Annotated in this window: 12 protein-coding genes; 7 read left to right on the top strand and 5 right to left on the bottom strand. The window is 56.3% G+C overall.

The features are described from left to right. Window positions 1-237 precede the first annotated feature (237 nt). Both galU and gorA read left to right on the top strand, forming a co-directional pair. Window positions 238-1,077, top strand: a complete 840-nt coding sequence (gene galU / locus ACA043_RS16055; protein ID WP_105345983.1) for a UTP--glucose-1-phosphate uridylyltransferase GalU — start codon at window positions 238-240, stop codon at window positions 1,075-1,077. A 129-nt stretch (window positions 1,078-1,206) separates the two neighbouring features. Next, window positions 1,207-2,565: a glutathione-disulfide reductase gene (gene gorA / locus ACA043_RS16050; RefSeq protein ID WP_497657390.1), complete on the top strand. Its 1,359-nt coding sequence runs from the start codon at window positions 1,207-1,209 to the stop codon at window positions 2,563-2,565. Here the strand turns inward: gorA and ACA043_RS16045 are convergent. Then, a complete protein-coding gene (locus ACA043_RS16045; protein WP_497657389.1) occupies window positions 2,562-3,578 on the bottom strand; it encodes a DNA-binding protein in 1,017 nt (338 codons plus the stop codon). The two genes, gorA and ACA043_RS16045, sit on opposite strands and share 4 nt — an antisense overlap. 177 nt (window positions 3,579-3,755) lie before the next feature. Here ACA043_RS16045 and ACA043_RS16040 point away from each other — a divergent pair, with 177 nt between their 5' ends. The 3 genes from ACA043_RS16040 (at window position 3,756) to ahpF (ending at window position 7,083) form a co-directional block, all read left to right on the top strand. Next, window positions 3,756-4,694, top strand: coding sequence for a site-specific integrase (locus ACA043_RS16040; protein ID WP_497657388.1), 939 nt, complete (start codon window positions 3,756-3,758; stop codon window positions 4,692-4,694). Window positions 4,695-4,832: 138 nt separating this feature from the next. After that, window positions 4,833-5,396: an alkyl hydroperoxide reductase subunit C gene (gene ahpC, locus ACA043_RS16035; RefSeq protein WP_034154256.1), complete on the top strand. Its 564-nt coding sequence runs from the start codon at window positions 4,833-4,835 to the stop codon at window positions 5,394-5,396. Between the two features lie 124 nt (window positions 5,397-5,520). Next, window positions 5,521-7,083, top strand: a complete 1,563-nt coding sequence (gene ahpF, locus ACA043_RS16030) for an alkyl hydroperoxide reductase subunit F (RefSeq protein ID WP_497657387.1) — start codon at window positions 5,521-5,523, stop codon at window positions 7,081-7,083. Between the two features lie 94 nt (window positions 7,084-7,177). On the opposite strand, the gene gloA is transcribed toward ahpF, so the two are convergent. Further along, a complete protein-coding gene (gloA, locus tag ACA043_RS16025; RefSeq protein ID WP_497614148.1) occupies window positions 7,178-7,699 on the bottom strand; it encodes a lactoylglutathione lyase in 522 nt (173 codons plus the stop codon). 140 nt (window positions 7,700-7,839) lie between these two features. On the opposite strand from gloA, the gene ACA043_RS16020 reads away from it, so the two are divergent. Continuing rightward, window positions 7,840-8,358: a DUF4946 domain-containing protein gene (locus ACA043_RS16020; protein ID WP_497657386.1), complete on the top strand. Its 519-nt coding sequence runs from the start codon at window positions 7,840-7,842 to the stop codon at window positions 8,356-8,358. A 217-nt stretch (window positions 8,359-8,575) separates the two neighbouring features. On the opposite strand, the gene ACA043_RS16015 is transcribed toward ACA043_RS16020, so the two are convergent. After that, window positions 8,576-8,941 carry a histone-like nucleoid-structuring protein, MvaT/MvaU family gene (locus ACA043_RS16015; protein WP_497657385.1) on the bottom strand — a complete coding sequence of 122 codons (366 nt, stop codon included), beginning with the start codon at window positions 8,939-8,941 and terminating at the stop codon, window positions 8,576-8,578. A gap of 236 nt (window positions 8,942-9,177) precedes the next feature. Continuing rightward, window positions 9,178-10,713: an EAL domain-containing protein gene (locus ACA043_RS16010; protein ID WP_497657384.1), complete on the bottom strand. Its 1,536-nt coding sequence runs from the start codon at window positions 10,711-10,713 to the stop codon at window positions 9,178-9,180. A gap of 493 nt (window positions 10,714-11,206) precedes the next feature. Between ACA043_RS16010 and hppD the strand changes: the two genes are divergently transcribed. After that, a complete protein-coding gene (hppD, locus tag ACA043_RS16005) occupies window positions 11,207-12,283 on the top strand; it encodes a 4-hydroxyphenylpyruvate dioxygenase (RefSeq protein WP_497657383.1) in 1,077 nt (358 codons plus the stop codon). A gap of 65 nt (window positions 12,284-12,348) precedes the next feature. On the opposite strand, the gene rarD is transcribed toward hppD, so the two are convergent. Continuing rightward, a complete protein-coding gene (rarD, locus tag ACA043_RS16000; protein WP_401263908.1) occupies window positions 12,349-13,230 on the bottom strand; it encodes an EamA family transporter RarD in 882 nt (293 codons plus the stop codon). Window positions 13,231-13,303: the final 73 nt, after the last annotated feature.

The raw sequence follows: 13,303 nt of genomic DNA, 5'->3' as shown, positions 1-13,303 counted from the left end.
TCAAAGTCGCCATGATACCGGCAAATGCTCGCATTGGGGGGCGATGAGCGTATGGTGGTTCTGCTTGCCGGCATCTTTGAGCTACGCTGATCTGGTTGCGCAAATATGCCGATGGAACTATCAGCGAGAATATTTCTCTATGTTGGCATCGGTTAGCCAGTGCGGGGCATTGTAAGGTGCACGCCGCCTGATTAGACTGCGCCGAAACTCGTACACACAGCCCTTTCAAGGACTTATATGATCAAGAAATGCTTGTTCCCAGCAGCCGGTTACGGTACTCGCTTCCTGCCAGCGACTAAAGCCATGCCCAAAGAAATGCTGCCGGTGGTAAACAAGCCACTGATCCAGTACGGCGTTGAAGAAGCTCTGGACGCTGGCCTGACTGAAATCTCGATCGTTACCGGTCGTGGCAAGCGCGCTCTGGAAGACCACTTCGACATCAGCTACGAGCTGGAAAACCAGATCAAGGGCACCGACAAGGAGAAATACCTGGTTGGCATCCGCAAACTGCTGGACGAGTGCTCGTTCTCCTACACCCGTCAGACCGAAATGAAAGGTCTGGGCCACGCGATCCTGACCGGTCGCCCGCTGATCGGTGACGAACCGTTCGCCGTGGTGCTGGCGGACGACCTGTGCGTCAACCTCGAAGGCGACGGCGTACTGACCCAGATGGTCAAGCTGTACAAGCAGTTCCGCTGCTCGATTGTGGCCATCCAGGAAGTCGATCCGCAGGAAACCAACAAGTACGGCGTTATCTCCGGCGAGATGATCCGCGACGACATCTACCGCGTTCACAGCATGGTCGAGAAGCCAAAGCCGGAAGATGCTCCGTCGAACCTGGCAATCATCGGTCGTTACATCCTGACCCCGGACATCTTCGACCTGATCGAACAGACCGAGCCAGGCAAGGGCGGCGAAATCCAGATCACCGACGCTCTGATGAAACAAGCCCAGAACGGCTGCGTAATGGCCTACAAGTTCAAGGGCAAACGTTTCGACTGCGGTGGCGCTGAAGGCTACATCGACGCGACCAACTTCTGCTTCGAAAACTTCTACAAGACTGGCAAGGCTTACTGATAGCGCTTGATCCGTCTGTACGAAAAAGCCACCTTCGGGTGGCTTTTTCATTTTCCGTCCTTATATGGATAGCAGTGCTTGCCCAATGGATGTCTACAGGTATGCTGATCCCCTGCCGAGGAGATAGAAATGGCCTACGATTTTGACCTTTATGTGATTGGTGCCGGTTCCGGCGGTGTGCGCGCTGCGCGGTTTGCTGCCGGTTTCGGCGCGAAGGTGGGGGTGGCTGAGAGCCGTTATCTGGGCGGGACCTGCGTCAACGTTGGCTGCGTGCCGAAAAAACTGTTGGTGTACGGCGCGCATTTCGCCGAGGACTTTGAGCAAGCAGCAGGCTTCGGCTGGAGCCTGGGTGAGGCGGATTTTGATTGGTCGACGTTGATCGCCAACAAGGATCGCGAGATCAATCGCCTTAACGGCATCTATCGCAATCTGCTGGTTAACAGTGGCGTGACCCTGCACGAGGCGCACGCCAAAATCGTCGGCCCGCATGAGGTTGAGGTGAATGGCGAGCGCTTCACCGCCAAAAATATTCTGATTGCTACCGGTGGCTGGCCGCAGATTCCGGAGATTCCGGGGCATGAGCACGCGATCAGCTCCAATCAGGCGTTCTTCCTTAAAGAGTTGCCCAAGCGTGTATTGGTTGTGGGCGGTGGTTACATCGCGGTCGAATTCGCGGGGATTTTCCATGGTCTCGGCGCGAACACCACATTGCTGTACCGCGGCGATCTGTTCCTGCGCGGTTTCGACGGTTCGGTACGCAAGCATTTGCAGGAAGAGCTGACCAAGCGTGGCATGGATCTGCAATTCAACGCCGACATTGCACGCATCGACAAGCAAGCCGACGGCAGCCTGAAAGCCACGCTCAAGGATGGCCGCGTGCTGGAGGCGGATTGCATCTTCTACGCCACAGGTCGCCGTCCGATGCTGGACAACCTGGGGCTGGAAAACACTGACGTGCAGCTCGATGACAAAGGCTTCATCAAGGTCGACGAGCAGTATCAGACCAGCGAGCCATCGATTCTGGCGTTGGGCGATGTGATCGGTCGTGTGCAGTTGACGCCGGTGGCGTTGGCTGAAGGTATGGCGGTAGCGCGGCGTCTGTTCAAGCCGGAGCAATACCGTCCGGTTGATTACAAGATGATCCCGACGGCGGTGTTCAGTCTGCCGAACATTGGCACTGTCGGCTTGACCGAGGAAGAGGCGCGCGATGCAGGTCACGATGTGGTGATCTTCGAGAGCCGCTTCCGGCCTATGAAGCTGACCCTGACCGAATGTCAGGAGAAAACGCTGATGAAGCTGGTGGTCGACGGCAAGACCGACAAAGTGCTCGGTTGTCACATGGTCGGCCCGGACGCGGGCGAAATCGTCCAAGGCCTGGCGATCGCGTTGAAAGCTGGCGCGACCAAGCGCGACTTCGACGACACGATCGGGGTGCACCCGACCGCCGCCGAAGAGTTTGTCACCATGCGTACGCCGGTCGGCGCTTAAGCGTCCTTCGGTTTGGCCGAGTCTGGCGCTGCCGCAACGGTAGCCGCCAGACGCTGGCTCTCTTCCAGGCTCGCCCGAGCTTTGCTCAATGCCTTCTCGAGTGACTGATTAAGCTGCGTTTGCTCTTCGACGTTCTGCTTGAGCGTCTGGGTTTCCAGTGATGCCACGCGCAAGCGTTCCTGGAGGAGGGTGCGCTCGCTGTCGACGCGGGTCGCTTGCTCCAGCAGTTGATCCTGGCGCTGGTTGCTGTGCTTGAGCTGATCCTGCATCAGGCTCAGTTCGCGCTGGGTGCCGCGGTTTTCGGTAAGCAGGCGTTCGTTGTCACGGTGCAGTTGAGTGATCTCGTCCTGACGTACCAGCGCACTCTGTTGCGCCTGGCGCAGTTCTGCCTGCAACTGCTGCACTTGCCCTTCGTGGCGACTCTGTTCCTGTTCGCGCTGTTCTTTGGTGGCGTTGCGGTAATGCTCCAGCGCGTCGCGTGCATGCAGATGCTTTTCTTCCAGTGAGCGAATCTGCTCGTCTTTGTCCTGCAAGCGCAACTCAAAATCGGCCAATGCCTGATTCAGGCCGGCGTTGCGGGTTTGTTCGGTCTGCAGCATTGAGCGGGTGTTGCTCAGCGCTTCGGATTCACGTTCCAGTGCGGCGCGTTGGATCTCGTGCTGTTGCTCCAGTTGTTCCAGTGTCTGGCGCAGCTGTTTCAGTTCGGATTCGAGTGTCTCTCGCTGTTCTTCAAACTGCTCGCGAGCCTGCTCGATAGGCTCTTGTGCCTGTTCTTTCAGTCGCTGTGCAAGGCGTGAAACCAGTGCGGTCAGCTCATCATCGATCGGCTCTGCCGACGCTTCGACGAGCGGGGCGCCGTCATCCAGCTCTTTCAAATAACGATGGATCGTGGTTTTCGAGCCGGTATTGCCCATTTCAATGCGTACTGCATCGATGCTCGGGTGTTCGCCGCGGGCCAGGATCGCTGTGCGCGCGATCTGAACCAGTGCTTTGGTAATGCCGCCACGGGCCATGTGAACTCCTACGGTTACGTACTGTGGTACATGCCACTAAAGTACGCAGTGTACCATCTGAGGAATAAAGGTAAATCTTTGAAATTAAAGAGGCGGGATATACTGGTATTACCCAGTGTCAGACGGCAAAATGCGTTTCTGCATCCTTGAATCAGTACGCCAGTGAGAAAACAGCCCATGAGCGACCTCGATCGCTATCTGCAAGCCGCTACCCGTGACAACACCCGCCGCAGTTATCGCGCGGCCATCGAGCATTTCGAAATCACCTGGGGTGGTTTCTTGCCGGCCACAGCAGAAAGTGTTGCGCGTTATCTGGTGGCGCATGCGGGCGTGCTGTCGATCAACACGTTGAAGTTGCGTTTATCTGCGCTGGCGCAATGGCACAACAGTCAGGGGTTTGCCGATCCGACAAAGGCGCCGATGGTGCGCAAGGTGTTCAAAGGCATTCGGGCGCTGCATCCGGCGCAGGAAAAACAGGCCGAGCCTTTGCAATTGCAGGATCTGGAGCGGGTTGTCGATAGGCTGGAACAAGAGATTCAAACCGCCAGAGAACAACAGGATCGTCCGTTATTGCTCAAGGCTTATCGCGACCGGGCGCTGATTCTTCTGGGCTTCTGGCGCGGCTTCCGCAGTGATGAGTTGTGCCGCTTGCAGATTGAGCATGTGCAAGCGCACGCAGGGCGTGGCATTACGTTGTATCTGCCGCGCAGCAAAGGCGACCGGGAAAACCTTGGCCAGACCTACCAGACCCCGGCGCTGTTGAAGCTGTGCCCGGTGCAGGCTTACATCGACTGGATCACCGAAGTGGCGCTCGTGCGCGGTCCGGTGTTCCGCGGTATCGATCGCTGGGGCAATTTGAGCGAGGAGGGCTTGCATGCCAACAGCATCATTCCGTTATTGCGCCAGGCTCTGGAGCGTGCCGGGATTGCCGCCGAACGTTACACCAGCCACTCGTTGCGCCGCGGCTTCGCAACGTGGGCGCATCAAAGCGGCTGGGATCTCAAATCACTGATGAGTTACGTAGGCTGGAAGGATATGCAGTCAGCCATGCGCTATGTTGAAGCCAGCCCCTTTCAAGAGATGGCTCGGATTACGGATAAACCGGCTTCGTCGTAGATATCGTTTTCTTCTATTAATACAGTCTGCTAATAGCGAAAACAAATCAGCAGCATCAGGTTTGCCAATGAGCCATCCGTCGAGTGAGTGGGTAGGATTCACCCCATCAACTTCATAACCCCTGACGGAGAGTCATCAATGCCTATCATCAACAGCCAAGTAAAACCGTTCAAAGCTACCGCGTTCAAAAACGGCGACTTCGTTCAAGTCTCGGACGCTGACCTGAAAGGCAAGTGGTCGGTGGTGTTCTTCTACCCAGCTGACTTCACCTTCGTTTGCCCAACCGAACTGGAAGACCTGGCTGACAACTACGCTGCCTTCCAGAAGCTGGGCGTAGAGATCTACAGCGTTTCCACCGACACCCACTTCGCTCACGCTGCCTGGCACAACACTTCGCCAGCCATCGGCAAAATCGAATACACCATGATCGGCGACCCGACCCACGCCATCTCCCGCAATTTCGACGTACTGATCGAAGAAGCTGGCTTGGCTGACCGTGGCACCTTCGTGATCAACCCTGAAGGCCAGATCAAAATCGTTGAACTGAACGATGGCGGCGTTGGCCGTGACGCTTCCGAGCTGCTGCGCAAAATCAAGGCTGCTCAGTATGTTGCCGCTCACCCTGGCGAAGTTTGCCCAGCCAAGTGGAAAGAAGGCGAGGCCACTCTGGCTCCGTCCCTGGACCTGGTCGGCAAGATCTAAGTCTGTGACACGCAACTCAGGGCGGAACTCCGCACCTACTTAAGTAAGCTGCACCGCCCAATAGAAAAGCCCGGGCGAGATTCGCTCGGGCTTTTTTTCGCCTCAAATAAAGGAAATCGCCCGTATGTTGGACGCCAATCTTAAAGCCCAGTTGAAATCGTACCTGGAACGGGTCACCCAGCCGATCGAGATCGTTGCTTCTCTCGACGACGGTGCGAAATCCCGTGAAATGCTGGAACTGCTGAAAGACGTTGCCAGTCTTTCGAGCCAAATTACCCTGATCGACAGCGGTGATGATGCGCGCAAGCCATCGTTCTCGATCAATCGCCCGGGCGCCGACATCAGTCTGCGCTTCGCCGGCATCCCGATGGGCCACGAATTCACTTCGCTGGTGCTGGCCCTGCTGCAAGTCGGCGGCCACCCATCGAAAGCCAGTGTTGAAGTGATCGAGCAGATCCGCTCGCTCAAAGGTGGGTTCAGCTTCGAGACTTACTTCTCGCTGTCCTGCCAGAACTGCCCGGACGTCGTCCAGGCACTGAATCTGATGGCCGTACTCAACCCGAACATCCGCCACGTCGCCATTGACGGCGCGCTGTTCCAGGACGAAGTCAACGATCGCAAGATCATGGCCGTACCAAGCATCTACTTGAATGGTGAGAACTTCGGCCAGGGCCGTATGGGTCTGGAAGAAATCCTCGCCAAACTCGACACTGGCGCCATCGAGCGTCAGGCCGAGAAAATCAGCGCCAAAGAAGCCTTCGACGTGCTGGTGGTCGGCGGTGGCCCGGCCGGTGCTTCGGCAGCTATTTACGCTGCACGCAAAGGCATTCGTACCGGCGTTGCGGCTGAGCGTTTCGGCGGTCAGGTGCTGGATACCATGGCCATCGAGAATTTCATTTCCGTGCAGGAAACCGAAGGCCCGAAACTGGCCACTGCACTGGAAGAACACGTCAAACAGTACGACGTCGACATCATGAACCTGCAGCGCGCCGACAAACTGATCCCGGGCAAAAACGGCGAGCTGCACGAAGTCCGCTTCGCCAGCGGCGCGACCCTCAAAGCCAAGAGCGTGATTCTGGCGACCGGTGCGCGGTGGCGTGAAATGAACGTCCCGGGCGAGCAGGAGTACCGCAACAAAGGTGTGGCGTACTGCCCGCACTGCGACGGTCCGCTATTCAAAGGCAAGCGTGTCGCGGTGATTGGCGGTGGTAACTCCGGCGTTGAAGCGGCGATTGACCTGGCCGGTATCGTGTCTCACGTAACCTTGCTTGAGTTTGATGTACAGCTGCGTGCTGATGCCGTGTTGCAGCGCAAGTTGCACAGCCTGCCGAACGTCACTGTGATCACCAGCGCGCAAACCACCGAAGTCACCGGCAATGGTGAAAAGGTCAACGGCCTGCGTTACAAAGATCGCAAGACTGACGAACTGCGCAACGTCGAACTGGAAGGGATTTTTGTGCAGATCGGTCTGCTGCCGAACACTGATTGGCTCAAAGGCACTATCGAGCTGTCGCCACGCGGCGAGATCATTGTCGATAACCGTGGTGAAACGTCGATCCCGGGCATCTTCGCTGCCGGTGACGTGACCACTGTGCCGTACAAGCAGATCGTGATCGCGGTGGGCGAGGGCGCCAAGGCTTCGCTGAGCGCGTTCGATCACTTGATCCGTACTTCGGCTCCGGCGTAAACGCCAAGCCTTAAAGCACAAAACCCCATGAGTGATCATGGGGTTTTGTGTGGGTGTAACAAAAGATCGCAGCCTGCCTCAGGCTGCGATCTTTTTACATCGGTGCTGGCTGGATGATCTCAACCCAATAGCCATCCGGGTCCTTGATAAACGCCAGACTCTTCATGCGGCCATCGGTGAGGCGTTTCTGGAAATCACAGCCCAGTTCTTCAAAACGCGCGCAAGCGGCGACGATATCCGGCACCGAGATGCAGATGTGGCCGAAACCACGCGGGTCGGTGTTGCCGTTGTGATAGGCAAACTCAGCATCGTTTTCGGTGCCGTGGTTGTGGGTCAATTCCAGAATGCCCGGGATCGACTTCATCCACTCGGTGCGGGCGGCGGCGTCGGCAGGGATCTGCGCTTTGTCGACCAGGGCCAGGAAGTACAGGCTGAACTCGGCTTCCGGGAAGTCGCGTTTCTCGACCAGCGAGAAACCCAGCACGCGTGTGTAGAAGTCCAGCGACTGGGTGATGTTCTTCACACGCAGCATGGTGTGGTTGAAAACGAAGTTGTGGGTTGCGCTGTCCGGGGTGGCAGTGACGCCAGGGAAAGTGTTCAGTTCGTGCAGGCTCATAGGCCCTCCGTAACAATGGGGCGAGTGAATGGGCGCAATGATACGCATGCCTGCCGGCATCGCCAAACCCAAAGCGCGGGCTTGCTCTGTGTGCGGGTGGGCCTCAGACTTTGTGGTTCAATCTGCGAGTGTTGCCGGCAATGATCCGACTGTTCAAAACCCTGTTTGTTTTCTTTGGCCTGGCGTTTGTCGCGCCGGCCGTGTTTGCCGACCCGCCAGGCATCACTTGGCCCGCAGGTTGGGAGGTCGAAGCGCTGGCTGATACGGCGCCGCAGGTTTTCCGGCAGCGGGCGGTGAAGAATGATGCCGATGGCAATCAAGTGATGGTGATGGAATTGACCATGACTCAGGTGGAGCCGGGTCACCAGGTCAATTTGCAGGGCGTGTTGCTGGAAATGCGCAAGTCGATACAAAAGGACTTTTTTCAGGGGGGTTATCAAAGTGTCTGCAACAAGGTGCATCCTGCGACGCTCGGTTCTTTGTCTGCTCTGGAGACGACTTGTACGGTGACTGAAAACGGTCGGCATGTGTTATCGCAAACGCTCGTCGCAGCCATCGAAGCGGATAAGGCTTATGTCCTTTCGTATGCCGGTCAGGCTGAGGTCTATAAGGCGAGTTCAGACGAAATAGCAGCAGTGAAAAACAGCCTAAAACTTTAGACGCCTGCTCTATTCAAGACAGGATTAGATACCCGAAGGGATTAAGCATAAAGTTTAACGTTGCTCCAGGGCGCAACATCGAGCAGCAAAATGTTTAGCTCGCCGGCTCGGAAACGTTACAGAAAAGTCGCAACTTTAACGATGAAATTCATTTCATTTGTTAGATATTGTCAATAAAAAAAGCCCTGCGTATGCAGGGCTTTTTGTTGGCGTCAGATTAACCGCGCAACCAGGAGTCAACGGTGCCTGCACCGTATTGTTCCTTCCAGGCTTTCAGGCCTCGGTGGTTGCCGCCCTTGGTCTCAATCAGTTCACCGGTATGCGGGTTATGATAGACCTTGACCACGCGAGCGCGGCGGGTTTTAGTTGCTGCAGCGGTTTGCAGGCCGGATTTAGCCGGATTCGGGTCGAGAATGGCGATGATGTCTTTCAGGCCTTTGCCGTAGGTTTTCATCAGCCCCTGGAGCTTTTCTTCGAATTCGATTTCTTTCTTGAGCCCGGCATCGTTCTTCAGCGATTCCAACTGCTTGAGCTGTTCCTGAAGGGCCTTTTCAGCTGCACGAAATTCAGCGAGTCTGGACAATATCTTTACTCCAATAGTGTATTTGGCTGATACCAACCGCAAACAAAGCTATAAGCCAAGAGCCCTGTAGCGACTCGGTGATAATTGGCTCACCTGCCAATCTTTGCGCAGGCAAGAAAAATTGTAGTTGTTAATCCCTCAGGAGTAAATCCTGATGTTGTCTTCATGTAACAGCAGTGGACTTTTTGTATCAATTTGGTGCGCCTTGTCGGCGTGTCACGCTTAAGTCAATTTAGTTAATGGTGACTTAATGCACTAATGAAGTCTGCCGCCGGCATGGGTTTGCCGTACAGATAGCCCTGTAGAAAGTTGACCTTGTGCGCGGTCAGATAGTCGGCTTGCGCCTGAGTTTCGACACCTTCGGCAACAATGCCCAGATCAAGCTTGGCCGAGAGTTCGATGATGGAGTCCAGTATGTGCCGTGAGAGCGCATCGATGCCGATCATGGCAACGAAGCTCTGGTCGATCTTGAGGAAGTCCACATTGAATTTGCGCAAGTAACCAAGACTCGAATGACCGGTGCCGAAGTCGTCGATGGCGATCATCACGCCCAGCGCGCGCAACTGTTCGAACAGTTGTCGTGTCGTGTCGGTGGGCTCGATCAGCTCGCGCTCGGTGAGCTCCAGCACCAAGTGGATGCTGTCGGGAACGAAGGCGGCGAGAAACTCGCGGCAATCCTTCACCAGTACCAGATCCTGACAATGGCTTGCCGTGATGTTTATGCCGATGTGAAACGGTGTGGCGAAGGTCGATGACTGTGGCCCGAGCAATGCTGCGGTCTGCTGCATCAAGGCGCGGGTCATCGGCACGATCAGGCCCGAATGCTCGGCGAACGGGATAAACAGATCCGGACGCACCAGGCCTTCCTTGGGGTGATTCCAGCGCATCAGGACTTCGGCGCCCGACCATTTCTTGCTATCGCCATGAACCACGGGCTGGAAGTACGGAATGAACTCGCCGGCTTCCAGGGCACGGAGCATTTCATGGCTCGGCGAAGTGGAGCGCTTTTGCAAGACGTGCCCGATTGCGCCGGAGACCACACCAAAAAAAATCAGCAGGCTGAACAGCGGCGGGTATTCGTGGGCCATATAACGCCAGGTTTCACCGCTGGGAAACCCGGCAGACACGTTGAATGCATAGCGGGAAGAGTCCAGCATGCTTTGCGCTACCGGGAAAGCGGGCAGGGCACCTTGATGGACTTTGCCATCGGCGGACAACCAGTTGTCGCCCACTTGCAGCAACAGCAGCGTCTGCCGGCCGATCAGGCGCAGCATGTTGCTCAAGTGATAGCCATCCAGTGTCGTCAATGCACCGCCGCGACCTTCACTGAGTCGATACACCAGCAATGCCGTATTGGGCGTCACCGGGTTGCCGTTCATCAACCACAACTTGCCATCGTTGTAGTCGCCGGCATTGACGGCTTCCTTATAGTCTCCGAACAACGAGCTGCAATAGAGGTTGTCTTCCCACACCAGATTGGTGGAGCGTACGAAAGGGCGGCGGGTGACTTGCTCGCGCAGGGCCAATTTGACGTCTTCGCAGCGTTGGCCGGCCAGTGGCAGCAGTTCCTGAGCGGCTTGGGCGGTGTTGTCGAGCATCAACTCAAACTGACGCAACGCCTCCTCGGCGGTCTGTTGTGAACTTTGCTGCAGCGTTCGTTCCGCCTGCATATAAAGAATTAAGCTGCCCAGTAAAACCGGGAGCAAGCCACTGAACAGTGTGACGACGATGCGGGTCATGCGCTTGCGGCGGGTTCTGATAGTTAAAGGCATGAGCGCATCCTGTCGCATGAAAGTGGGATCTTGAATGCAGGCCGGGCAACGGCGCATCACTGAGAAACTGCTCAGTTAGAAGGGATGATAGATGGCCGTTCACGCTTGCGCCGCTCATCGTCAGCTATGCGTAAGGCCAACTCTATAAGTAGCCGCGCTGGCCATCTGCCGGGGATGTGCGGAATGCAGGGCAATATACGTTAGCAACAATCTCCTTGCACCAGCGCCAAAAAAGCGGATTTTATAGAGAGGGCAGACAACCCTATTTACGCTGTGTAGAATCGGGTTACGCATACAATAATAATCGTCTTCTGGCAGCAGAAGCCTCGCCCGCAAGAGCCTTGGGTCGACAATGAAGATATTCGGGTTTCAACTGATCTACGGTGACTTCCTCGCCCGCAGTGTGCGTGGCATCTCCTGCGCGCCACCCACCGGTCTCAGCATTACTGACAAATAACCCTGGTTAATTGATAAGAAATGATGAGGCGCCACCATGGCAGATTTATACGAAAACCCAATGGGCCTGATGGGCTTTGAATTCATCGAGCTCGCATCGCCTGTTCCTGGCACCCTTGAGCCGATCTTCGAGATCATGGGCTTCACCAAAGTCGCGACCCACCGCTCCAAGAACGTGCACCTGTATCGTCAGGGCACGATCAACCTGATCCTCAACAACGAACCGAACAGCGTTGCTTCGTACTTCGCAGCCGAGCACGGCCCGTCGGTATGTGGCATGGCGTTCCGGGTCAAGGATTCGCAAAAAGCCTACAACCGCGCACTGGAACTCGGCGCCCAGCCGATCCACATCGAAACCGGTCCCATGGAACTGAACCTGCCCGCGATCAAAGGCATTGGCGGTGCGCCGCTGTACCTGATCGACCGTTTCGGCGAAGGCAGTTCTATCTATGACATCGACTTCGTCTTCATCGAAGGCGTTGACCGCAACCCGGTCGGTGCCGGCCTGAAGATCATCGATCACCTGACCCACAACGTGTACCGCGGTCGCATGGCTTACTGGGCGAACTTCTACGAGAAGCTGTTCAATTTCCGCGAAATTCGTTACTTCGACATCAAGGGCGAATACACCGGCCTGACGTCGAAAGCGATGACTGCGCCGGACGGCATGATCCGCATCCCGCTGAACGAAGAGTCCTCGAAGGGCGCCGGGCAGATCGAAGAGTTCCTGATGCAGTTCAATGGCGAGGGCATCCAGCACGTCGCATTCCTCTCCGACGACCTGATCAAGACCTGGGATCACCTGAAAAAAATCGGCATGCGCTTCATGACCGCGCCGCCGGAAACCTATTACGAAATGCTCGAAGGCCGCCTGCCGAACCACGGCGAACCGGTTGATCAACTGCAAGCGCGCGGCATTCTGCTCGATGGCTCGTCGGAGCAGGGCGACAAGCGTCTGCTGCTGCAGATCTTCTCGGAAACCCTGATGGGGCCAGTGTTCTTCGAATTCATTCAGCGTAAAGGCGACGATGGTTTCGGCGAGGGCAACTTCAAGGCGCTGTTCGAATCGATCGAGCGTGACCAGGTGCGTCGTGGTGTACTCGCGACCGAGTAACCGGCTACTGAAATGAAAAATCCCGGCCTGCAGTGATGCAGGGCCGGGATTTTTTTGTGTTGGATTTAAGGTCTGCGTTGCCGCATCAAGTGCTTGAAACCTTCAAAAACCAGCACAACGACGGCCAACCAGATCGGAATGTACGTCAACCATTCACCGGACTTGATGCTTTCACCCAGCAACAACGCCACACCGAGCAACAGCACCGGCTCAACGTAACTCAACAAACCAAACAGACTGAATGGCAGTAACCGGCTGGCAATAATGTAAACCACCAGCGCCGAAGCACTGATCAGGCCGAGCAGCGGAATCAGCCACATCAACGCCGGATACTGGTCGAACACGGCCAGGCCTTGCTCGCCGCCCTGAACAAACCAATAGGCCACCGGCAGCATCAGGGTCATATCAACCCACAAGCCGCCGAGGTTGTCGGTTTTCAGGTATTTGCGCAGCACGAAGTACAACGGATAGCCGACCACGACCACCAGCGTCGCCCAGGAAAATCCACCGACCTGATACAACTCGTTCAGCACACCCAGACTCGCGAAGAACACCGCGACCTTTTGCAGGTACGACAGGCTCTCGCCATAGGCAATCCGCCCGGTCAGCACCATGGCCAGCGGCAGCAGGAAGTAGCCCAGCGACACATCGAGGCTGTAACCGTTGAGCGGCGCCCACATGAACAGCCATAACTGCACGCCGAGCAGGCCGGCCGAAACAATCAGTCCGCCGATCAATTTCGGCTTTGCCGCCATCAGGCGAACCAACTCCAGCACCCGCCGCCATTCCCCGGACACCAGCATGAATACGGTCATGCACGGCACGGTCAGCAGCATCCGCCAGCCAAAGATTTCCACGCCGCTCAACGGGGTGAGCAGCGAGGTGTAGTAATACATGACGGCAAACAGCACCGAGGCTGAAACCGATAGAGCGATACCTTTAGACAAACTGTCCTCGCGAGTGGGTGATCAAACGGGGCGCGAAGGATACGTGGTTTTTGTGCTGAATATTGGCCAGATG

The sequence above is a fragment of the Pseudomonas sp. LBUM1648 genome, assembly GCF_059716145.1.
This window is presented reverse-complemented; position numbering and strand designations above follow the sequence as displayed.

Excerpts from the sequence above, each read along its gene's own strand:
- galU (WP_105345983.1), top strand. The coding sequence starts at position 238 with ATGATCAAGAAATGCTTGTTCCCAGCAGCCGGTTACGGTACTCGCTTC.
- gorA (WP_497657390.1), top strand. The coding sequence starts at position 1,207 with ATGGCCTACGATTTTGACCTTTATGTGATTGGTGCCGGTTCCGGCGGT.
- ACA043_RS16045 (WP_497657389.1), bottom strand. The coding sequence starts at position 3,578 with ATGGCCCGTGGCGGCATTACCAAAGCACTGGTTCAGATCGCGCGCACA.
- ACA043_RS16040 (WP_497657388.1), top strand. The coding sequence starts at position 3,756 with ATGAGCGACCTCGATCGCTATCTGCAAGCCGCTACCCGTGACAACACC.
- ahpC (WP_034154256.1), top strand. The coding sequence starts at position 4,833 with ATGCCTATCATCAACAGCCAAGTAAAACCGTTCAAAGCTACCGCGTTC.
- ahpF (WP_497657387.1), top strand. The coding sequence starts at position 5,521 with ATGTTGGACGCCAATCTTAAAGCCCAGTTGAAATCGTACCTGGAACGG.
- gloA (WP_497614148.1), bottom strand. The coding sequence starts at position 7,699 with ATGAGCCTGCACGAACTGAACACTTTCCCTGGCGTCACTGCCACCCCG.
- ACA043_RS16020 (WP_497657386.1), top strand. The coding sequence starts at position 7,840 with ATGATCCGACTGTTCAAAACCCTGTTTGTTTTCTTTGGCCTGGCGTTT.
- ACA043_RS16010 (WP_497657384.1), bottom strand. The coding sequence starts at position 10,713 with ATGCCTTTAACTATCAGAACCCGCCGCAAGCGCATGACCCGCATCGTC.
- hppD (WP_497657383.1), top strand. The coding sequence starts at position 11,207 with ATGGCAGATTTATACGAAAACCCAATGGGCCTGATGGGCTTTGAATTC.